Source organism: Pseudomonas oryzihabitans NBRC 102199 (assembly GCF_000730625.1).
GTDB classification, from domain to species: Bacteria; Pseudomonadota; Gammaproteobacteria; order Pseudomonadales; family Pseudomonadaceae; genus Chryseomonas; species Chryseomonas oryzihabitans.
The window spans coordinates 13,564-32,974 of sequence record NZ_BBIT01000009.1 but is presented as its reverse complement, the minus strand read 5'-3'; the positions used below and the strand labels follow the sequence as shown (position 1 = coordinate 32,974).

Annotated in this window: 19 protein-coding genes and 3 tRNA genes; 15 read left to right on the top strand and 7 right to left on the bottom strand. The window is 65.8% G+C overall.

Translation table 11 applies throughout. From position 1 onward, the window contains the following. Nucleotides 1-16 precede the first annotated feature (16 nt). The 13 genes from POR01S_RS10530 to POR01S_RS23410 all read left to right on the top strand — a co-directional run bounded on the left by POR01S_RS10530 (nucleotide 17) and on the right by POR01S_RS23410 (nucleotide 9,349). Nucleotides 17-1,252 carry an aspartate kinase gene (locus tag POR01S_RS10530; protein ID WP_042135691.1) on the top strand — a complete coding sequence of 412 codons (1,236 nt, stop codon included), beginning with the start codon at nucleotides 17-19 and terminating at the stop codon, nucleotides 1,250-1,252. A gap of 155 nt (nucleotides 1,253-1,407) precedes the next feature. Further along, nucleotides 1,408-1,593, top strand: a complete 186-nt coding sequence (gene csrA, locus POR01S_RS10525; protein WP_007159101.1) for a carbon storage regulator CsrA — start codon at nucleotides 1,408-1,410, stop codon at nucleotides 1,591-1,593. 61 nt (nucleotides 1,594-1,654) lie between these two features. Further along, a tRNA-Ser gene (locus POR01S_RS10520) sits at nucleotides 1,655-1,745 on the top strand. A gap of 106 nt (nucleotides 1,746-1,851) precedes the next feature. Further along, a tRNA-Arg gene (locus POR01S_RS10515) sits at nucleotides 1,852-1,928 on the top strand. A 60-nt stretch (nucleotides 1,929-1,988) separates the two neighbouring features. Then, nucleotides 1,989-2,065, top strand: a tRNA-Arg gene (locus POR01S_RS10510). A 142-nt stretch (nucleotides 2,066-2,207) separates the two neighbouring features. Beyond that, nucleotides 2,208-2,648: an acyl-CoA thioesterase gene (locus POR01S_RS10505; RefSeq protein WP_007159100.1), complete on the top strand. Its 441-nt coding sequence runs from the start codon at nucleotides 2,208-2,210 to the stop codon at nucleotides 2,646-2,648. Nucleotides 2,649-2,650: 2 nt separating this feature from the next. Further along, nucleotides 2,651-3,649, top strand: coding sequence for a tRNA dihydrouridine synthase (locus POR01S_RS10500; RefSeq protein ID WP_042135689.1), 999 nt, complete (start codon nucleotides 2,651-2,653; stop codon nucleotides 3,647-3,649). Nucleotides 3,650-3,802: 153 nt separating this feature from the next. After that, nucleotides 3,803-5,806, top strand: a complete 2,004-nt coding sequence (locus POR01S_RS10495; protein WP_042135687.1) for an FUSC family protein — start codon at nucleotides 3,803-3,805, stop codon at nucleotides 5,804-5,806. Further along, nucleotides 5,793-5,996, top strand: coding sequence for a DUF1656 domain-containing protein (locus POR01S_RS10490; protein WP_042135685.1), 204 nt, complete (start codon nucleotides 5,793-5,795; stop codon nucleotides 5,994-5,996). Before POR01S_RS10495 ends, POR01S_RS10490 begins: the two co-directional genes overlap by 14 nt. A 28-nt stretch (nucleotides 5,997-6,024) precedes the next feature. After that, entirely contained in the window at nucleotides 6,025-6,927 is a 903-nt protein-coding gene (locus POR01S_RS10485) for an efflux RND transporter periplasmic adaptor subunit (RefSeq protein WP_027596856.1), read from the top strand. Nucleotides 6,928-7,023: 96 nt separating this feature from the next. Further along, a complete protein-coding gene (locus tag POR01S_RS10480; RefSeq protein WP_007159095.1) occupies nucleotides 7,024-7,335 on the top strand; it encodes a DUF485 domain-containing protein in 312 nt (103 codons plus the stop codon). Beyond that, nucleotides 7,332-8,987: a cation acetate symporter gene (locus POR01S_RS10475; RefSeq protein WP_037007224.1), complete on the top strand. Its 1,656-nt coding sequence runs from the start codon at nucleotides 7,332-7,334 to the stop codon at nucleotides 8,985-8,987. The genes POR01S_RS10480 and POR01S_RS10475 overlap by 4 nt, the downstream gene beginning before the upstream one ends. Before the next feature lie 203 nt (nucleotides 8,988-9,190). Beyond that, the gene (locus POR01S_RS23410) at nucleotides 9,191-9,349 is read left to right on the top strand and encodes a DUF3309 family protein (protein WP_007159093.1); all 159 of its coding nucleotides are present in this window, start codon (nucleotides 9,191-9,193) and stop codon (nucleotides 9,347-9,349) included. Between the two features lie 159 nt (nucleotides 9,350-9,508). Here the strand turns inward: POR01S_RS23410 and dacB are convergent, their stop codons facing one another. The 4 genes from dacB to POR01S_RS10455 all read right to left on the bottom strand — a co-directional run bounded on the left by dacB (nucleotide 9,509) and on the right by POR01S_RS10455 (nucleotide 12,288). Beyond that, entirely contained in the window at nucleotides 9,509-10,972 is a 1,464-nt protein-coding gene (gene dacB / locus POR01S_RS10465; protein ID WP_042135684.1) for a D-alanyl-D-alanine carboxypeptidase/D-alanyl-D-alanine endopeptidase, read from the bottom strand. Between the two features lie 168 nt (nucleotides 10,973-11,140). After that, a complete protein-coding gene (locus POR01S_RS23825) occupies nucleotides 11,141-11,290 on the bottom strand; it encodes a hypothetical protein (protein ID WP_007159091.1) in 150 nt (49 codons plus the stop codon). Nucleotides 11,291-11,316: 26 nt separating this feature from the next. After that, on the bottom strand, nucleotides 11,317-11,973 hold the full coding sequence (locus POR01S_RS10460) for a hypothetical protein (RefSeq protein WP_042135682.1): 657 nt from the start codon (nucleotides 11,971-11,973) through the stop codon (nucleotides 11,317-11,319). 105 nt (nucleotides 11,974-12,078) lie between these two features. Further along, nucleotides 12,079-12,288, bottom strand: a complete 210-nt coding sequence (locus POR01S_RS10455; protein WP_007159089.1) for a cold-shock protein — start codon at nucleotides 12,286-12,288, stop codon at nucleotides 12,079-12,081. Between the two features lie 515 nt (nucleotides 12,289-12,803). On the opposite strand from POR01S_RS10455, the gene POR01S_RS10450 reads away from it, so the two are divergent. Together POR01S_RS10450 and POR01S_RS10445 are read left to right on the top strand one after the other, a co-directional pair. Then, nucleotides 12,804-13,073 (top strand): hypothetical protein, encoded by a 270-nt coding sequence (locus POR01S_RS10450; protein ID WP_231500969.1) that lies wholly within the window; start codon nucleotides 12,804-12,806, stop codon nucleotides 13,071-13,073. Between the two features lie 280 nt (nucleotides 13,074-13,353). Further along, nucleotides 13,354-14,205 (top strand): CvfB family protein, encoded by an 852-nt coding sequence (locus POR01S_RS10445; RefSeq protein ID WP_042135680.1) that lies wholly within the window; start codon nucleotides 13,354-13,356, stop codon nucleotides 14,203-14,205. Here the strand turns inward: POR01S_RS10445 and POR01S_RS10440 are convergent. The 3 genes from POR01S_RS10440 to POR01S_RS10430 all read right to left on the bottom strand — a co-directional run bounded on the left by POR01S_RS10440 (nucleotide 14,159) and on the right by POR01S_RS10430 (nucleotide 19,396). Further along, nucleotides 14,159-16,780 (bottom strand): ligase-associated DNA damage response DEXH box helicase, encoded by a 2,622-nt coding sequence (locus POR01S_RS10440; protein ID WP_042135678.1) that lies wholly within the window; start codon nucleotides 16,778-16,780, stop codon nucleotides 14,159-14,161. The genes POR01S_RS10445 and POR01S_RS10440 overlap by 47 nt on opposite strands. Nucleotides 16,781-16,791: 11 nt before the next feature. Next, nucleotides 16,792-18,123, bottom strand: coding sequence for a deoxyguanosinetriphosphate triphosphohydrolase (locus tag POR01S_RS10435; protein WP_042135676.1), 1,332 nt, complete (start codon nucleotides 18,121-18,123; stop codon nucleotides 16,792-16,794). A 94-nt stretch (nucleotides 18,124-18,217) separates the two neighbouring features. After that, nucleotides 18,218-19,396, bottom strand: a complete 1,179-nt coding sequence (locus POR01S_RS10430) for an EAL domain-containing protein (RefSeq protein ID WP_042135674.1) — start codon at nucleotides 19,394-19,396, stop codon at nucleotides 18,218-18,220. Nucleotides 19,397-19,411 lie beyond the last annotated feature (15 nt).

Below are 19,411 nucleotides of genomic sequence, written 5' to 3'. Positions count from 1 at the left end.
GGACGGGCAGCAAGCAATGGCATTGATCGTACAGAAATTCGGCGGTACCTCGGTGGGTACGGTGGAGCGTATCGAGCAGGTCGCCGAGAAGGTGAAACGCTTCCATGAGGCGGGCGACCAGATCGTGGTGGTGGTATCGGCCATGAGTGGCGAGACCAATCGCCTGATCGGCCTCGCCAAGCAGATCATGGAGCAACCCGATCCGCGCGAGCTGGATGTCATGGTCTCCACCGGCGAGCAGGTCACCATCGGCCTGCTGGCCATGGCGCTGCTCAAGTGTGGCGTCCAGGCGGTGTCCTATACCGGCAACCAGGTGCGCATCCTCACCGACAGCGCCCACACCAAGGCGCGCATCCAGCAGATCGACGACGCCCGCATCCGTGCCGAGCTCAAGGCCGGCAAGGTGGTGGTCGTGGCCGGCTTCCAGGGCGTTGACGAGCAGGGCAACATCACCACCCTGGGCCGTGGTGGCTCCGACACCACCGGCGTGGCCCTGGCGGCCGCGCTGAAGGCCGACGAGTGCCAGATCTATACCGACGTCGACGGCGTCTACACCACCGATCCGCGCGTGGTGCCCCAGGCCCAGCGCCTGGACAAGATCACCTTCGAGGAAATGCTGGAAATGGCCAGCCTCGGCTCCAAGGTGCTGCAGATCCGTTCGGTGGAGTTCGCCGGCAAGTACAACGTGCCGCTGCGCGTGCTGCACAGCTTTCAGGAGGGTCCGGGCACCCTCATTACCCTTGATGAAGAGGAATCCATGGAACAGCCGATCATCTCCGGCATCGCCTTCAACCGTGACGAAGCCAAGCTGACCATTCGCGGTGTGCCGGATACCCCCGGCGTGGCCTTCAAGATCCTCGGCCCGATCAGCGCGGCCAACATCGAAGTCGACATGATCGTGCAGAACGTCGCGCACGATAACACCACCGACTTCACCTTCACCGTGCACCGCAACGACTACCAGAGCGCCCTGGAGATCCTCAAGCGCACCGGCGTCGAGATCGGCGCTCGGGAGTCCGTCGGCGACACCAAGATCGCCAAGGTCTCCATCGTCGGCGTCGGCATGAGATCCCATGCCGGCGTGGCCAGCCAGATGTTCGAAGCCCTGGCCAAGGAGAGCATCAACATCCAGATGATCTCCACTTCCGAAATCAAGGTGTCGGTGGTCATCGAGGAGAAATACCTCGAACTCGCCGTCCGCGCCCTGCACACCGCCTTCGAACTCGACGCCCCCGCACGCGGCGCCGAGTGACCCGCCAGATGAGGTTCCTGCCACAGGGACCTCATCCGACGCGGGTTCTGCGGAACTTTACTTGCATGGACAGAGGTCAATAGCGACTAGAGGGTCCATTCAGGGATCGTTTCGGTTCATACGTGCAGACTGAGTTAAAGCTTAAGGAGAATGGAATGCTTATTTTGACTCGTCGGGTTGGTGAGACCCTGATGGTGGGTGATGAAGTCACCGTGACGGTACTGGGAGTCAAGGGCAACCAGGTCCGCATCGGCGTCAATGCGCCCAAGGAAGTCGCGGTTCATCGCGAGGAAATCTACCAGCGCATCCAGAAGGAAAAGGACCAAGAACCAAACCACTGATTTTTTTTGAATTTTTCTCTTTGCAAACGGGCAAACCTTCGATATAGTTTCGCCCCGTTGCGGTGAGGTGGCCGAGTGGCCGAAGGCGCTCCCCTGCTAAGGGAGTACACCTCAAAAGGGTGTCGAGGGTTCGAATCCCTCCCTCACCGCCATTTGCTTCAAACTGGCTCCGCTGTACTGACCGATTGGTAAGTACCTGATAAACAAGCAAATTTGCTTGACACGTCAGAAACGGAAGCTAGAATACGCAGCTTCAACGCACTCGTAGCTCAGCTGGATAGAGTACTCGGCTACGAACCGAGCGGTCGGAGGTTCGAATCCTCCCGAGTGCGCCAAATCGACGAAGCCTCTGGCTTCAGCAGTACCAGCGGTGTTCTGGCTAAACGCACCGAAACGCACTCGTAGCTCAGCTGGATAGAGTACTCGGCTACGAACCGAGCGGTCGGAGGTTCGAATCCTCCCGAGTGCGCCAAACATGAAGAAGGGCCTGCAGCGATGCAGGCCCTTTTTTATTGTCTGCGGATTCGTGCCAGTATCCGCGACCGTTGGCCTGGCCAGGATTCCGTCCGGTCAGGCCGTGCGTCTTTCGACCTTGCCCGCGAGAGGGTCTCTTCATGCAGTGGGACAGACCGACTCCCCACCTCCTGCCGCTGCGCATCGGTGCCGAGCACATCGACGGCCTGGGCCATGCCAACAACGCCGTGTACGTCAGCTGGCTCGAACAGTGCGCCTGGCAGCATTCGGCGGCCCTGGGCCTGGACCTCGCCACCTTCCAGCGGCTGGACCGCGCCATGGCCGTGGTGCGCCACGAGATCGACTATCTCAGCAGTGGTTACCAGGACGATGAGCTGGTGCTCGGTACCTGGCTGGTCGACTGGGATCGTCGTCTGCGCATGACCCGGCAATTCCAGCTGCAGCGTCCCGCCGATGGCGTGACCCTGCTGCGCGCCCGGACGACCTTCGTCTGCATCGAGCTGTCTTCCGGCAAGCCCAGGCGCATGCCACCCGAATTCCTGGCCGGTTATGGCCAGGCACTTCCTGGCGAGGACGTCTGAGCATGGAGATCGCCCTGGCGCCCATGGAGGGCCTCGTCGACGACATCCTGCGGGAATTGCTGACCGAGGTCGGTGGACTCGACTGGTGCGTGAGCGAATTCATCCGTGTCTGCGATCGCCTGCTGCCGGCGGCGGCCTTCGCCAAGCTGGCGCCTGAGCTGGAGCAGGGCGCGCGCACGCCATCGGGCACCCCCATGCGGGTGCAGCTGCTGGGTTCGGATCCGGCCTGCCTGGCCGACAACGCGGCCTTCGCCTGCACCCTGGGCGCCCCGGTGATCGATCTCAACTTCGGCTGCCCGGCCAAGACCGTCAACAAGTCCCGCGGCGGGGCGGTGCTGCTCAAGGAGCCGGAGCTGCTCAACCGGATCGTCGAGAGCGTGCGCCAGGCCGTGCCGGCGCACATTCCGGTCACCGCCAAGATGCGCCTGGGCTACGACAGTCCGAACGCCGCCCTGGCCTGCGCCGAGGCCCTGGCCGAGGGTGGCGCGGCGCAACTGGTGGTCCATGCGCGGACCAAGGTCGAGGGCTACAAGCCGCCAGCGCACTGGGAATGGGTGGCGCGGGTGGCCGACCGGGTATCCGTGCCGGTACTGGCCAACGGCGAGATCTGGACCCTGGACGACTACTGGCGTTGCCGCAGCGTCAGCGGCCAGGCCTCGGTGATGCTGGGGCGCGGCCTGGTCTCGCGACCGGACCTGGCGCTGCAGATCGCCGCGGCGGTGCGCGGAGAGGAGACCGCGCCGCAGAGCTGGGCCGAGATCCTGCCGCGGGTGCAACGCTTCTGGGTCATGGCGCAACGCAAGCTGGCGCCGCGCTACGCCCCCGGTCGCCTCAAGCAGTGGCTGGGCATGCTGACCCGCAGCTATCCCGAGGCCGCGGCCCTGTTCGCCGAGGTGCGGCGCGAATCCGATTGCGCCCTGATCGACCGCCTGCTCGGCATGGCCGGGCACAATCCAGCCGAACTTGATCTCGATCAAGAACGCCGGCCGCAACTCGTCTAGTCTCTGGGGAGTGGTGACGACGGAGCGTCGTCGCTCGAGCACGCAAGGCACTTCAGGCGACCCCGGGTCGCCTTTTTTTCGTCTGGGCGACCGCCTGGAACTTCGCCTGGGCCACGCGGCCTATGCTGGACCCCCTGCACACCAAGAGCCGACGTGCGCCTACCCTGGACGGTCTTTCTCGCACCCACGCCTGCGGCACTCCTCTTTGCCGGTAAGACCCTGTTCGCCGCCGGACTGGCGCTCTGGCTGGCCTTTCGTTTCAGCCTCGAACAACCGGTCTGGGCCTGCATGACGGTGATGATCGTCTCCCAGCCGCTGTCCGGCATGGTGCTGGCCAAGGGCCTGTTCCGCCTGCTCGGCACCATTGCCGGCACCTGCATGGCGGTGGTGCTGATGGGCTTCTTCGCCCAGACGCCCTGGCTGTTCCTCCTGGCCCTGGCCGGCTGGATGGCCCTCTGCACGGCAGCCTCGACCCTGCTGCGCAACCATGTCGCCTATGGCTTCGTGCTGGCCGGCTATACCGTCGCCATCATCGGCCTGCCCGCCATTGCCCATCCGCTGACCGTGTTCGACCAGGCGGTGGCCCGCTGCACCGAGATCTGCCTGGGTATCGTCGTGGCCTCGGCGGTCAGCGCGCTGTTCTGGCCGCAGCGCGTGGAGCAGAACCTGGCCGCCCAGGCGCGGCGCACCTGGGAGCAGGGCGTGGCTGCGGCGCGGGCGGAGCTGGCCGAGGCCCAGGATGCCACCCAGGGTCTGCTGGCCATGCTTGGCCAGGTGGTGGCGGTGGATGCCCAGCGCGACCACGCCTGGTTCGAAGGCCAGCGCGGCCGGCAACGCGCCAGGGCATTGCGCCTGCTCTCGCGGGATCTGCTCAGCCTGCTGCGCACCGCCCGTGGTGCCATGCGCCAGTGGCGTGGCCTGGACGAGCCGAGAAGGGCCGCTCTGCAGCCCTGGCGCGACGAACTGCTCACGACCCTGGCCGACCCCCAGGCGCCTGCCCTGGAGGCCCTCCTGCAGCGTCTGAGAGAGGCTGCGGGCACCGCCCCGGAGCTGGACAACGATCAGCGCTACCTGCTGGCCCGTTTCGCCATCCTGCTGGACAAGATCCTGCTGGCCGGTCGCGCCCTGGACAGCGTCCACACGGCCCAGCTCAGCGCCGTGGCGCCCTCGGCACTGGCGCGTCATCGCGATGTGCAGACGGCGCTGCTCTACGGCCTGCGCAGCGCCTGTGCGCTGCTGGTCGTCGGCGTCTTCTGGCTGGCCAGCGCCTGGCCCTCGGCGCCGGGTGCCATGCTCATGGCCGGGGTCATCTGCAGCCTGTTCGCCAATCGCGACAACGCCGCCACCATCGGCCTCGGCTTCCTGCGGGGCATCCTCTATGCCGCGCCGGTCGCGATTCTCGTCAGCCAGGTGCTGCTGCCGCAGATCAGCGGCTATCCGCTGCTGTGCCTGGTGCTGGGGGTGCCGCTGTTCTTTGCCGCCCTGGGAATGGCCGGACCGCCGGGCGTGGTGGGGACGGCGACGGCCTTCGCCATCCATTTGCTGGTGCTGGTCTCGCCTAGCAACCACGGCCAGGTGGAGATGGGCGCCTTGCTCAACCAGTTGCAGAGTCTATTGATCGGCGTCGGTTCGGCCGTGCTGATGTTCCGGCTGATCAGCCTGCGTACGCCACGGCGCACCAGCCGCCGGATCCTCGAGGCCACCACCTACGACTTGCAGCGCCTGACCACGGTCCCCCTGGCCAATGCCGAGACCTGGTTCGGCGGGCGCATGGCGGATCGCCTGCTGCTGCTGGCGCGACATATCGAGCAGCTGTCGGCCAGCGAGCGGGGGCGCTGGGAGCAGGGGCTGCTGGCGCTGGACCTGGGTAACGAGCTGCTGCATCTGCGCGCCTGCCTGGCAGGTGCCCAGGGCGAGGTGGCCCGGGCGCGGGACGCCTTTCTCGGCCGCTTCGCCGACCAGCTGGAGGTGGGCTTCGGTAACCTGCGGCCGGGCGCGCTGGACGCGGCGGCAGAGCGTCTGCGGCAGGCGCTGCACCAGGCGCCGGACGATGAGCCGCATCGATTGGCGCGCGGCGCCATCGGCCAGCTCCAGCAGACCTGGCGCAGCTGTTGTCTAGAGGCGGTAGCCGAGGAGGGCGCGGATGAATCTGCATGAATGGGCTATCGGCGGGGTCTACCTGGGGCCGCTGTTCGTCTATGGCGTCCTGGCGCTGCTGCTGACGGCGCTGTCGCTGTGGCTGCTGCAGCGCAGTGGCCTGGGCCGCCATCTCTGGCACAGCGCCCTGTTCGGTTGCGCGCTGTTCGTGCTGTGGCTGGCCGGCCTCGTGGCCGTGCTGGCCACCTGAGCCCCATAACAAGAGGATCGACAAGGCGATGCACAAGACCCTGCGTGTGGCGATAACCCTGATCGTGGTACTACTCGCCATCCTGGCCGGCACCTGGCTGTGGCACTTCTATCTCTATACGCCCTGGACGCGCGATGCGCGGGTGCGCGCCGATGTGGTGGTGGTCGCGCCCGACGTATCGGGCTGGGTGACGCGCCTGGCGGTGGTGGACAACCAGCTGGTGAAGCCCGGCGATCTGCTCCTGCAGATCGATCAGCAGCGCTACCAGGCCAACCTCGCCCATGCCAAGGCGGTGGCCGAGACGCGCCAGCAGCAGCTGCGCCTGCGTGAGAGCGAGGCCGCCCGGCGCCAACGGCTGGGCACCAGCGCCATCAGCGCCGAGGATCGCGAGACCGCCCAGGTCAACGTGGCGGTCGCCCGCAGCCAGTACCAGGAAGCCCTGAGCGATGTGAACCTGGCCCAGATCAACCTGGATCGCAGCCGGGTGCTGGCGCCGCGGGAAGGGCGGATCACCAACCTCAGATTCGCCGAGGGCAACTATGTGCAGACTGGCCAGGCGGTGATGGCCCTGGTGGATACCCGCTCCTTCTACGTCATGGCCTATTTCGAAGAGACCAAGATTCCCCACATCCACCCCGGCGATGCGGTACGGGTGCGCCTGATGAACCAGGCGGCGCCCCTGCAGGGGCGGGTGGCGAGCATCAGCAGCGGCATCACCGATCGCAACGCGGCCAGCGATACCCAGCTGCTGGCCAACGTCGAGCCGACGTTCAACTGGGTGCGCCTGGCGCAGCGCATCCCGGTACGCATCGAACTGCTGGACGTCCCCGCGGATATCCACCTCAGCGCGGGGATGACGGCAAGCGTTTCGGTGCTCGATGGCGAGGGTCACCACCCGCTGCAGGGCTGGCGTCGGCTCTGGGATTACTGAGGTCTGGAGGGGTACGACTAAAGTCGTCTGGAAGCCTTACCGGGCGGGCCTCGAGTAGAGCTCGACGCTCCCGTCATGCTGTAAGGAACAACAATAATGAATGACAGCACCTACCGGCGGATTGAAGCCAGTCCGCGTTTCCAAGAACTGGTGACCAAGCGCGGGCGCTTCGCCTGGACGCTTTCCGCCATCATGCTCGGACTCTATTCCGCCTTCATCCTCCTGATCGCCTTCGCCCCCAAGGTTCTCGCGACCCGTATCCATGCGGAAACCGCCATGACCTGGGGCATCCCCCTGGGCGTCGGTCTGATCCTTTCGGCCTTCATCCTGACCGGCATCTATGTGCGCCGGGCCAATGGCGAGTTCGATCGGCTCAACGCGGAAATTCTCCGGGAGGTGCAGCCATGAGACGTCTTTCCCTCGCGGCCGGGCTACTGGCACTCTCGCCTTCGCTGTGGGCGGCCGATGCCATCAGCGGCGCGGTCCAGCGCCAGCCGCTGAACATCTCCGCCATCCTGATGTTCGTCGCCTTCGTCGGCGCCACCCTGGGCATCACCTACTGGGCTTCCAAGCGTAACCGCTCCGCCGCCGACTACTACGCCGCCGGTGGCCGCATCACCGGGTTCCAGAACGGCCTGGCCATCGCCGGCGACTACATGTCGGCCGCTTCCTTCCTGGGGATTTCCGCCCTGGTGTTCACCTCGGGCTACGACGGCCTGATCTACTCCATCGGCTTCCTGGTGGGCTGGCCGATCATCCTGTTCCTGATCGCCGAGCGCCTGCGCAACCTTGGCAAGTACACCTTCGCCGACGTGGCCTCCTACCGCCTCAAGCAGAAGGACATCCGGACCCTGTCCGCCTGCGGTTCGCTGGTGGTGGTCGCCCTCTATCTGATCGCCCAGATGGTCGGTGCCGGCAAGCTGATCCAGCTGCTGTTCGGCCTGGATTACACCCTGGCCGTGGTGCTGGTGGGTATCCTCATGGTGCTCTATGTCCTCTTCGGCGGCATGCTGGCCACCACCTGGGTACAGATCATCAAGGCGGTGCTGCTGCTGTCCGGTGCCAGCTTCATGGCCTTCATGGTGATGAAGCACGTCGGCTTCGACTTCAACCGCCTGTTCGCCGAAGCCATCGCCGTGCATCCCAAGGGTGAAGCCATCATGAGCCCCGGTGGCTTGGTGAAGGATCCGATCTCGGCCTTCTCCCTGGGTCTGGCGCTGATGTTCGGCACCGCCGGCCTGCCGCACATCCTGATGCGCTTCTTCACCGTCAGTGACGCCAAGGAAGCGCGCAAGAGCGTGTTCTACGCCACCGGCTTCATCGGCTACTTCTACATCCTGACCTTCATCATCGGCTTTGGCGCCATCCTGCTGGTCAGCACCAATCCGGCCTTCAAGGACGCCGCCGGCGCCCTGCTGGGCGGCAACAACATGGCGGCGGTGCACCTGGCCAACGCCGTGGGCGGCAGCATCTTCCTCGGCTTCATCTCGGCGGTGGCCTTCGCCACCATCCTGGCGGTGGTCGCCGGTCTGACCCTGGCCGGTGCCTCGGCGGTCTCCCACGACCTCTACGCCAGCGTGATCAAGAAGGGCAAAGCCAACGAGAAGGACGAAATCCGCGTTTCCAAGATGACCACCGTGGCGCTGGGCGTGGTCGCCATCGCCTTGGGCATCCTCTTCGAGAAGCAGAACATCGCCTTCATGGTGGGCCTGGCCTTCTCCATCGCGGCCAGCTGCAACTTCCCTATCCTGCTGCTCTCGATGTACTGGAAGCGTCTGACCACCCGGGGCGCCATGATCGGTGGCTGGCTCGGCCTGATCACCGCGGTGGCCCTGATGGTGCTCGGCCCGACCATCTGGGTGACCATCCTCGGTCATGCCAAGCCGATCTACCCCTATGAATACCCGGCGCTGTTCTCCATCGCCGTGGCCTTCATCGGCATCTGGTTCTTCTCCATCACCGACAAGTCGGCGGCTGCCGAAGAGGAGCGAGCACGCTTCTATCCGCAGTTCGTGAGATCCCAGACCGGCCTGGGTGCCAGTGGCGCTGTGGCCCACTGACAGCCAGCTGCGACAAGGCCAAGCCCGGATCCCTGATCCGGGCTTTTTTGTGCGCTGTCACCTGGGAGGCGGCGAGGGCGGGCAGGGTTAGCTGATGACGTCGGGATTTTCCGTCGCTGGCGCAGGTCCATGGAATAAGCCCGTCGCTTCGTATCATCCTGTTACGGCGGCGGTCGACCCTTGGCCTTCATGGAGAATGGCAGATGACTCTCTCGACCATCCTGGTTCTGGTGCTGCTGGTCCTGCTCATCGGCGGACTTCCGGTGTTTCCGCATTCGCGCAGCTGGGGCTATGGCCCGTCCGGCATCGTGGGCGCCATTCTGGTCGTCCTGCTGGTACTGCTGCTGCTGGGCATGATCTAGGCCCTGACGGTCGCCTGAAAATGCCCCACAAAGGTGCGTTGGACAAAGTTCTTGCCCAATGCGGTGCAGCGCGGTAACGTCGGCTTTCCGGCCTGCCTTGCCGAGTGCTGTAAACAAAACCGGCGTCTGCGTGAGCAGACGCCGGTTTTGTTTTGCGCGTCAGTTGGCGACCGCGCCTTCCTGGCGGCTGCGCAGATAGAGGTCCAGCACCACCTCGTCGAGGATCGACGAAGCGCCCCAGGGGCGGCTGCTGTTGAGGATGGCGACCACCACCCAGTTGCGCGCATTGGCATCCCGGACGAAGCCCGCCAGGGCCCGTACGTTGTTCAGGGTGCCGGTCTTCATATGCGCCTGACCGGTGAGCGGCGAATTCTTCATGCGCTTGCGCAGGGTGCCGTCCATGCCCGCCAACGGCAGCGAAGAGATGAACTCCGGGCCGTAGGGACTCTGCCAGGCGGCGCGCAGGATCTCGGCCATCTCCCGGGCACTGACCCGTTCGGTGCGCGACAGCCCCGAGCCGTTCTCCATGATCAGGTGACTGGCATTGATGCCCTTGCGCGCCAGCCACGAGCGGATGACCCGCAGCGCCGCCTTGCTGTCGTCCGCATCCGCCGAGGTGCGGAATTGCGCCCCGATGGAGAGAAACAGCTGCTGGGCCATGGTGTTGTTGCTGTACTTGTTGATGTCGCGAATGATCTCGACCACATCGGGCGAGAAGGCCCGCGCCAGCACCTCGGCATTGCGCGGCACGCTGCCCTCGCGGGTACGGCCCTTGATGCTGCCGCCCAGTTCCTGCCAGATGGCCCGCACCGCGCCGGCGGTATAGGCCGGGTGGTCGAGCAGCGACAGATAGCTCTGGGCGTTGCAGCCGTCCGGCAACTGGCCACTGACCACCAGGCTGGTACTGCCATCGGCCTGGGGCACCGGATTGAAGCGCACCTCCGGCCAGGCCGGGCAACCGCTCTTGCCGGTCGCGCGCATCTGGTTGTCGATGTTGACGTTGGTCAGCGGCGGATCCATGGAGACGCTGACCCGGCCATCGGCCGAGCGCACCACCATGCGCACCGACTTGAGATTGACCAGCAGCGAATCCGGACCGACCAGGAAGGTCTTGTTCTCGTCTTCGCCGTCGTCGTTGAAGGCCGGCAGATTGGGCTTCACGAAACGACCGCGATCCAGCACCAGGTCACCGGTGACTTCCAGGACGCCGTTGGCGCGCAGGTCACGCATGAGCAGCCACAGCCGCTCCATGTTCAGCTTGGGATCGCCACCGCCCTTGAGATAGAGGTTGCCGTTGAGGATGCCGTCCTTGAGGGTGCCGTCGGTATAGAACTCGGTCTTCCACTGGTAGGTGGGACCCAGCAGTTCCAGGGCGGCAAAGGTGGTGATCAGCTTCATGGTCGACGCCGGATTCACCGAGACGTCGGCGTTGTAGTAGTCGTTCTCGCCCGGGCCATCAAGGGGCAGCATCACCAGCGACAGGTCGCTGCCGGGAATCTTGTTGGTCTGCATCGCCTTTTCGATTCGCGGCGGCAGGTAGGAGGTATCGGCACTGACGGGCAGGGAAAAGCCCAGGGCGCAGCAGCTCAGCAGCAGGCCCAGAGATCGGAAGGTCTTTCGCATCGGGACACACACCTTGGCAGGGTACCGGCCTAGTTGAAGAGAAAAGGGGCCGATAGACGTCGGAGTGTGGGCATTATGCAGTAAGGAGGGAGGGGCGAGCCAACCCCGCGGGGCAGGGCGCAGATAAAGAAACGACCGCCGTGGCGGTCGTTTCCGGAAAGGTCGGGATCAGTTGTAGCCCGTGGCGTCCTTGGTGCGGTCCGGACTGTTGGGCGAAGGGGGATTGCGCCCGTCGTCGGTCTTGGCGTGTTCGGTGCGCAGGGGCTTTTCGTCCTTGGGCAGTTCGCGTTCGTCGGCTTTGCGCTTTTCTTCGGCCATGGGATCCTCGTCTACGTGATTGCCGGTCAAGGTGTGACCGGTGCAGGCGTTTCGCCGTTCCCCTGGGGCGAGGAGCGGTCGGCGAAGGCGCCGGCGCTCTGCAGCTGGCGCAGGGCGTCGTTGACCTGGCGGGCGAAGGTTTCCTCGATGGCGGTCCCGGCCTGATGGCTGGCGGCCAGGGGCAGGAACCAGACCCCCATCCAGGTGCGTACCGAACTGGCATTGCGCACCCGGGTGGACGGAGCGCTACCCGGTGCGATCCATTCGGCGGTCAGCACATAGTCGTCCTTGGCGGTACCCGGGACGAGAAAGAAGGTGGCGCCGGTGATCAAGCCACTGGCGATGGCGGCGGCGTAGGAGGTGCTGTTGTAGAGCTTGAGGCGCAGCAGGGCGTCGTCGGGCCTGCCGGGCTCCGGCACCAGGGTGATGCGGTCGAACAGATTGGAGCGTTCCAGGACCTCGCGCAGCCGGGGCTTCAGGCCTTCGCGGGCGACGGCGATCGACGTCGCGTCCTTGGCGTCCTCGACAGTGCCGCGATAGAAGTTGAATTCCACCAGCACCTTGGGCCGCTGCGGTTGCTCGCTCAGGGGCGCGCGGAACGGCTGGGAAGAGAGTTCATCGCCGGGAAAGGCGGCGCAACCGGCGAGCAGGAGCAGGCAGAGCAGGGCAGCGAAGGTTTTCACGAGACGCACCTCATCCCTAAGTGGCGATAGCAGAGGCTGGCGGGGCCAACGTCCGCGCAAAAAAAAGCCCAACCGGGGGTTGGGCTTTTTCGAGAAGGCGGGTGATTAGATCACCTGCACCTCATCGGCCTGCAGGCCTTTCTGGCCTTGCACGACCAGGAAGGAAACAGCCTGGCCTTCTTGCAGGCTCTTGAAGCCGTTGCCCTGAATGGAACGGTAGTGAACGAACACGTCCGGGCCGCTCTGGGGGGTGATGAAGCCGAAGCCTTTCTCGTCGTTGAACCACTTGACGGTGCCAGTTTGGCGAGTAGACATGGATTTCTCCTTGAATAAGATGACGTTGTTGTCCGCGAAGGACGACAGTTTTGAAACGAGGAGAAACCCATGCCGCGAAAGCTGGCCCTGATGTACTCCAGGTTCTCGACAGGTCAGCCGCTCCGTGGAGACAGCCTCACCTGACAGCGAAGGATGGTCTCAGACTGGCTTGCGCAAAACAAGACCTTTGAGCAGCTCGATGTTGACTTTACCGACCATGGTCGAAGTGCGGGCTGAAGCGGGCGAACGGCGGTTGAAGGGGAGAGGCGTGGCGCGCTCTGGCACCGGGACCGGTCGATCGTGGCAAAGGCACCGTGCTGAATCGTTTCCCGGGCACGAAAGGGGCGCCGCGCGAAGCGCTGGGCAGCACCCGGCAGGCGCACGTTCATGGGCGCGTTCAGTCTCTTCGGCCAGTGGTATCGAAACGGTGATGGCCTGCGCAATAAGGATAATGGCCTGGTGCTATTATCTTGTTCGAATCATTACCCCGGACCGCAACGGTCCAAGGACTTACCGTGAAAAATGGGCTTGAAAGCGCAGGACGCGCCTTGGGCCACGGACTCGCCGGATACCGGGTCGAGCTCCGTCGCCTGAACCTCAATGAAATACTCGTAGCCGTCTACCACGCCCACCAGTCGATCAAGCTGACCCAGCGTATCGTGACCAACGAACAGGCGACCAATCCGTTCTTGCTGAATGCGGTGGTGGCCGCCATGCGGGTCGAGGCTGACACCGTGGGTCTGTTCATCGAGATTCCCCTCGCAGACGACTGCCTTACCGCCTGAGTCGGACGCTTGCCAGAGGCGAGCCAAAGCGATCTCCAGGCATCGCCTTCAAGACGCCCGCCGCCTCCACCTGCCGTGAGGCGTTCCTCCTCAAACAGCCTGGTCAGGTCTCCCGCACGGCAGCGTGCCGAGCGGTGGGGGCAAGGCCGATCGGGTCGAGATTCGTACCCACCCGGCTGCCAGCCACGCCTCGCGACCGTTCAGCGACGAAGGGTCGCGACCAAGCGGTGACTCTGCTGATCGCGGTAAAATGCACCGCTTTCTACAGGAGTCTCCACTCATGGCCTTGCTGGGTCGCTTCAACAGCTTGCAGATTTTGCGCAACACCCCCATCGGTCTGTTCCTGGATGCCGGCAATGACGGCGAGGTGCTGCTGCCGCGCCGCTATGCGCCTCGCGACGAACCCTGCGCCGAGGGCGACTGGCTCAACGTCTTCCTCTACCTGGACAGCGAAGACCGCCTGATCGCCACCACCGAAAAGCCGAAGGTGCAGGTCGGCGGCTTCGCCAGTCTGCGCGTGGTGGAGGTCGGCCGGGTGGGGATCTTCCTTGACTGGGGCCTGCCCAAGGACCTGCTGCTGCCGCATTCGGAGGAGAAGCGTCCGCTGCAGGTGGGCGATTATTGCGTGGTGCATGTGCACCTGGATGCCCGGACCCGGCGGATCGTTGCCACCGCGCGCCTGGATCGCTACCTGGATCGTGAACCGCCACGCTACAAGGTGGGTCAGCCGGTACCCCTGCTGGTGGTCGAGCGGACCGACCTGGGCTACAAGGTGATCGTCGACAACAAGCACTGGGGCCTGGTGCATCGCAACGAGGCCTTCAAGCCACTGCGCCTGGGGCAGCGGGAGCGGGGCTTCATTCGCGAGGTGCGGGCGGACGGCAAGATCAGCCTGACCCTGCAGCCTCAGGGAGCTGCCGCCGGAAGCGATCTCGCCGAGCAGATCATCGGCCTGGCCAAGGCACGCGGTGGGGTCCTGGAGCTCAGCGACAGCAGTCCGCCGGCGCTGATCCATCAGCTGTTTGGCGTCAGCAAGGGCAACTTCAAGAAGGCCATCGGCCATCTCTATCGCCAGGGGCGGATCGTTATCGAGGACGACCGGATTTCTGTACGCGAGGACGCCGCGGGCTAGCGCCGCGGCGGGGTGTCAGATCGCTGTCGTGGCTGGGCTGCACCAGGGACTCGGGGTCGAAGGCGCGCGCCCGCTCGTCCGGCCCGGCTTCGCGCTCCAGATCGCCGACCAGGCGGGTGATGCGGTCGGCCAGCTTTTCCGAACTCAGACTCTCGCGCAACCGCTCGACCATGAGCGGCAGGGCGAAGGGTGAGGGATGGTCCAGCACCACTAGGCGCAGCGGCAGGGCGCCGGTGCGGATCAGCGTCTGCTGCAGGCGATCGGCATCGAGCTCCTGACGCAGGACCTCGGTCTGGGCCTGGCCGAGCAGCAGGTTGTCCGGATCGTATTGGCGAAACACCTGGTAGAAGAGGCTGCTGCTGGCCTGCAGCTGGCGATTGCTCTTGTGCGCCCCCGGATAGCCGGAAAAGATCAGCCCGGAGATGCGCGCGATCTCGCGAAAGCGGCGCTGGGCGAGTTCGGCGGCATTGAGGCTGGCCAGGGTGTCGCTGACCAGGTTGTCGGTGGTGAAGAGACTGGCATCGAGCAGCGCCTGCCAGTCCAGGCTGACCGGCGAGACCAGCTCCAGGCCGTAGTCGTTGACGGCGATGGAAAAGGTGCAGGGCCGCCGCTGCGCCAGCCGCCAGGCCAGCAGGCTGGCCAGCCCCAGATGGGCGTGACGGCCGGCGAAGGGGTAGAGGAACAGGTGCGAGCCTTCCCGGGATTCCAGCGTCTCGGCGAGCAGGTAGTGGGCGCTCGGTAGCGCCGACCACTGGCGCTGCACGTCCAGCAGCGGTTGCAGCAGGCGCATCTCCGGGCTTTCGTAGCGCTGCGCCTCGGCATCTTCCAGCAGCGCCAGGACGTGCTTGGCCAGGGTGTCCGAAAGCGGCATGCGACTGCCGCTCCAGCGCGGTATGGCGGCCTTGCGCCCCGTGGCGCGGCGCACGTACACCGTCATGTTTTCCACCCGCACCAGCTCCAGGGTGCGCCCGGCGAAGAGAAAGTGATCGCCGGGCCGCAGGCGGGCGATGAAGCCTTCTTCGATGTTGCCCAGCCGATTGCCACCGCCGCCCTTGGACCAGAACTGCACATTGAGGCTGGTCTCGCTGACGATGGTGCCGATGCCCAGTCGATGCCGCTTGGCCAACTGCTTGTCGGGGACGCGCCAGATGCCCTCGGCGTCGGGCTCGGCGCGGCGATAGTCCGGGTAGGCCGACAGCGAGGCGCCGCCGTTGCGCACGAAGGCCAGGGCCCAGATCCACTCGCCCTCGCTGAGGTCGCGATAGGCCCAGGCGCTGCGGATCTCCGGCAGCAGGTCATCCGGCTCGAAGCCGCCGCCCAGGGCAACGGTCACCAGGTGCTGCACCAGGACATCCAGGGGCTTGACCGGGGCGGTGCGCGCTTCGATCTCGCCCGCGGTGATGGCGCGGCGGGTGGCCGCCGCATCCAGTAGGTCGAGGCTGTAGGTGGGTACCAGGGTGGCACGCGAGGCACGGCCCGGGGCATGGCCGCTGCGGCCGGCGCGCTGCAGCAGGCGGGCGATGCTCTTGGGCGAGCCGATCTGCAGCACCCGCTCCACCGGCAGGAAGTCCACCCCGAGGTCGAGGCTGGAGGTGCAGATCACCGCCTTGAGCTGACCATTCTTGAGACCGCCTTCCACCCACTCACGGGCCTGTTTCTCGATGGAGCCGTGATGCAGGGCGATCAGGCCGGCCCAGTCCGGGCGCGCCTGCAGCAGGGCCTGGTACCAGAGTTCGGTCTGGGCGCGGGTGTTGGTGAAGACCAGGGTGGTGGGGCTATCCTCCAGTTCGCGGATCACCTGCTGCAGCAGGCGCATGCCCAGGTGCCCGGCCCAGGCGAAGCGCTCGACGCCGCCTTCGGGCAGCAGCGTATCCACCTGCAGGCGCTTGTCCTGGCGCCCCTGGACGAGATGGCCCGGGGCGCCGGCCAGCAGCACATCCAGCGCATGGGCCTGGTTGCCGAGGGTGGCCGACAGGCCCCAGGTCTGCAATCCGGAATTCCAGCGGCGCAGGCGGGCCAGGGCCAGTTGCGTCTGGGTGCCACGCTTGTTGCCCAGCAATTCGTGCCACTCATCGATGACCACCAGCCGAACCTGGCCCAGGGCCTCCTGTGCGTCTTCGCGGGACAGCAGCAGCGACAGGCTTTCGGGGGTGGTGACCAGCGCCGTCGGCAGGCGCCGATTCTGTCGCGCACGCTCGCTGCTGCCGGTGTCGCCGGTGCGCAGGCCCAGGGTCCACTCCAGTTCTTCGTCGAGTACCGGGCGCTCCAGGGCGCGCAGGGTGTCCGCCGCCAGAGCGCGCATGGGCGTCAGCCAGAGCACGGTGAGCGGCGGTGGTGCCTGCTTGCGCTTGCTGGGCAGGCCCTTGGCGGTGATCGGCTTGGGGGCGACGAAGGCATCCAGGGCGGCCAGCCAGACGGCGTAGGTCTTGCCCGAACCCGTGGTGGCGTGCAGCAGGCCGGATTCGCCTGCGGCGATGGCCTTGGCCACCTCGCGCTGAAAGGGAAAGGCCTTCCAGCCCTGGGCGGCCAGCCAGCGACTGCCTGGGCCCTTGCGCGTGCGGGGTGCGGTGGCCATCGTGGCGCTCCTTAGACCGGGTTCGAACGCCCGGTCATCTCGGCCGCCATGGCGGTGGCGTAGCTGTCGGTCATGCCGGCGATGAAATCGATCACCCGCATGAAGGCCTGGTGCAGCGTCCAGGACGGATCGGGCGCGCTGTTGCCCAGCAGGTCGAGGATGCGGCGGCTCTTGAACGAAGGCTCGCGTCCGCGGTGCTGTTCCAGGGCGGCGCCGCAAAAGGCATTGAGCAGGATTTCCAGGGTGGTGTAGGCGCCGATCTCGTGCAGGGTCTTGCGCTTGTCGTGGAAGATCTTTTCCCGGGCCAGGGCCTTGGCGCGCTGCACGCAGAGCTTGGCCGGACCGGCCATGTGCTCGACCAGGTCATCGCCCAGGGTGCCGGCGAGCAGGGCGTCCTGCTGGTCGACGAAGGCGCGGGCGGTGGCGTTGGTCAGGTGCTCGATGGCCTTGCCGCGCAGGATGGCCAGCTTGCGCCGCCGCGAATCCTTGGGGCCGAGCTGGCGATAGGTTTCCGGCAGGTCGTCGCCGACCAGGCCCAGCAGCAGGGCCTCGACCTCGGCATAGTCCAGCAACTCCATCTCCAGGCCGTCTTCCAGATCGATCAGGCCGTAGCAGATGTCGTCGGCGGCTTCCATGAGGTAGACCAGCGGATGCCGGGCCCAGCGCTCCGGGCCCAGCAGCGGCAGCTCGAGTTTCTCGGCGATCTGTTCTAGCAGCGGCAGCTCGCTCTGGTAGCAGCCGAACTTGTGCTTCTTGTAGCCGGGCGCCGCGGCATAGCGCGAGGTCCAGGGATACTTGAGATAGGTGCCGAGGGTGGCGTAGGTCAGGCGGGTGCCGCCATCGAACTGGTGGTACTCGAGCTGGGTCAGCACCCGGAAGCCCTGGGCATTGCCTTCGAAATGCAGGAAGTCCTGGCGCTCCGCCTCGCTCATGTCGTCCAGCCAGCCGCGGGCGGCGGCCTGGGTGAACCAGTAGCGGATGGCGTCTTCGCCGGAGTGGCCGAACGGTGGATTGCCGATGTCGTGGGCCAGGCAGGCGGATTGCACCACCATGCCGAGATCGCTCGGATCGCACCACTCGGGCAGGGCGCCCCTCAGACTCTCGCCCACGCGCATGCCCAGGGAGCGACCGACGCAGCTGACCTCCAGGCTGTGGGTCAGGCGGGTGTGGATGTGGTCGTTGCTGGTGACGGGGTGCACCTGGGTCTTGCGCCCCAGCCGGCGGAAGGCGCCGGAGAAGATGATGCGATCGTGGTCCTTGTGAAAGGGGCTGCGCCCCAGTTCATCCGGGCTGTGCAGGGGTTTGCCCAGCCGTTCGCGGATAAGAAGTGTCTGCCAGTCCAAGGCCGTCCTCGAGCTATCACCGATAAGGGGAGCGCCGGCGGTAGCCGTTCGGCGCTTCTGCGTTCTGACCTCGGCAACATACGATCATCACCGCTCAGTTGGCAAAGCCCGGCAATTGGCTGGCGTCCAGGTCGATCAGCAGCAGGCGCTGACCGCTCTCCAGGAATTGGCTGGCGGTCAGGCAGTACTGGTTGGTGGTGGCATCGCGATAGACCGTCGAAAGCGCCAGGCGCCGCTCGTTCCAGCCTTCGGCCAGCAGGGCATAGAAGTAGGGTCGCCAGGACCAGTTGTGGTTGAGGTAGCGGCGATTCTCGCGCCAGAACATGCCGTTCCATTCCAGGTTGGGGGTGATCTGGGTGCCGGTGCGGTCGCACTGGTAGATGCGCAGCAGCCCGGGAAACGCCTGGGGATCGGGCAGGGCGCTCAGGGGGCCGCCGTGTTCCGCCCAGGGCCTGAGCTGGGTGACGAAGTCGGCCAGTTGCTGGCGCAGCTCCAGCAGCCGGGTCTGCTGGGCCAGCTTGCCATCGACGAAGCGGCTGCGCAGGGCGGCGAAGCGCTGCTGATGGCTGTCGCTGGCGCCCAGCTCGGCGGTGGCCTGAGCGAAGAGGAAGCCCTGCACATAGCGCGCACCGCACTCCAGGGCGAAGTCGAGTTCGGTCTCGGTCTCCACGCCCTCGGCGATCAGCCAGCACCCGGTCTTCTCGGCCATCTGCGCCAGGGCCTTGACCGCATCGGCACGGGTGCCACCCCGGGCCGCGGCCTGGAACAGGCGCATGTCCAGCTTGAGGATGTCCGGCTGCAGATCCAGCACCCGATCCAGTTGCGAATAGCCGGAACCGAAATCGTCGATGGCGATGCGGATGCCGAGTTCGCGATAGCGGGCGACGGCCTGGGTCAGGCTGGGCAGATCGCCAGCGGCCTCGGTGATCTCGTAGACGATTCGGCTCGGGGCGATGCCGGAGCGTTCCAGCTGCGCCAGGCTGGGCAATTCGGCGCCCCTTTCCAGCTGGCTGATCCAGCGCGGCGAGAGATTGAGGCTGAGAAACCAGTCATCCGGTGCGCTGGCGAAGCGCCGCAGCGCATCGTCCCGCAGCGTGCGGTCGAGGTGGAGCAGGTCCAGGGTTGGGGTGCCGGGATCGGCGAACAGGGGGCCGACGGAGGTGTGGCTGCCGTCATCCTGGCGCAGGCGCCCCAGGGCTTCGACGCCGGCGATGCGCCCGGTCGCGGTGTCGATGAAGGGTTGGAAGAAGGCGGTGGGGTGGCCGAAAAACACAGGGCATCCTTATCT

Bases quoted from the DNA above. Each gene is read 5' to 3' on its own strand.
- POR01S_RS10530 (WP_042135691.1), top strand. From the start codon at position 17: ATGGCATTGATCGTACAGAAATTCGGCGGTACCTCGGTGGGTACGGTG.
- csrA (WP_007159101.1), top strand. From the start codon at position 1,408: ATGCTTATTTTGACTCGTCGGGTTGGTGAGACCCTGATGGTGGGTGAT.
- POR01S_RS10505 (WP_007159100.1), top strand. From the start codon at position 2,208: ATGCAGTGGGACAGACCGACTCCCCACCTCCTGCCGCTGCGCATCGGT.
- POR01S_RS10500 (WP_042135689.1), top strand. From the start codon at position 2,651: ATGGAGATCGCCCTGGCGCCCATGGAGGGCCTCGTCGACGACATCCTG.
- POR01S_RS10490 (WP_042135685.1), top strand. From the start codon at position 5,793: ATGAATCTGCATGAATGGGCTATCGGCGGGGTCTACCTGGGGCCGCTG.
- POR01S_RS10485 (WP_027596856.1), top strand. From the start codon at position 6,025: ATGCACAAGACCCTGCGTGTGGCGATAACCCTGATCGTGGTACTACTC.
- POR01S_RS10480 (WP_007159095.1), top strand. From the start codon at position 7,024: ATGAATGACAGCACCTACCGGCGGATTGAAGCCAGTCCGCGTTTCCAA.
- POR01S_RS10475 (WP_037007224.1), top strand. From the start codon at position 7,332: ATGAGACGTCTTTCCCTCGCGGCCGGGCTACTGGCACTCTCGCCTTCG.
- POR01S_RS23410 (WP_007159093.1), top strand. From the start codon at position 9,191: ATGACTCTCTCGACCATCCTGGTTCTGGTGCTGCTGGTCCTGCTCATC.
- dacB (WP_042135684.1), bottom strand. From the start codon at position 10,972: ATGCGAAAGACCTTCCGATCTCTGGGCCTGCTGCTGAGCTGCTGCGCC.
- POR01S_RS23825 (WP_007159091.1), bottom strand. From the start codon at position 11,290: ATGGCCGAAGAAAAGCGCAAAGCCGACGAACGCGAACTGCCCAAGGAC.
- POR01S_RS10455 (WP_007159089.1), bottom strand. From the start codon at position 12,288: ATGTCTACTCGCCAAACTGGCACCGTCAAGTGGTTCAACGACGAGAAA.
- POR01S_RS10445 (WP_042135680.1), top strand. From the start codon at position 13,354: ATGGCCTTGCTGGGTCGCTTCAACAGCTTGCAGATTTTGCGCAACACC.
- POR01S_RS10440 (WP_042135678.1), bottom strand. From the start codon at position 16,780: ATGGCCACCGCACCCCGCACGCGCAAGGGCCCAGGCAGTCGCTGGCTG.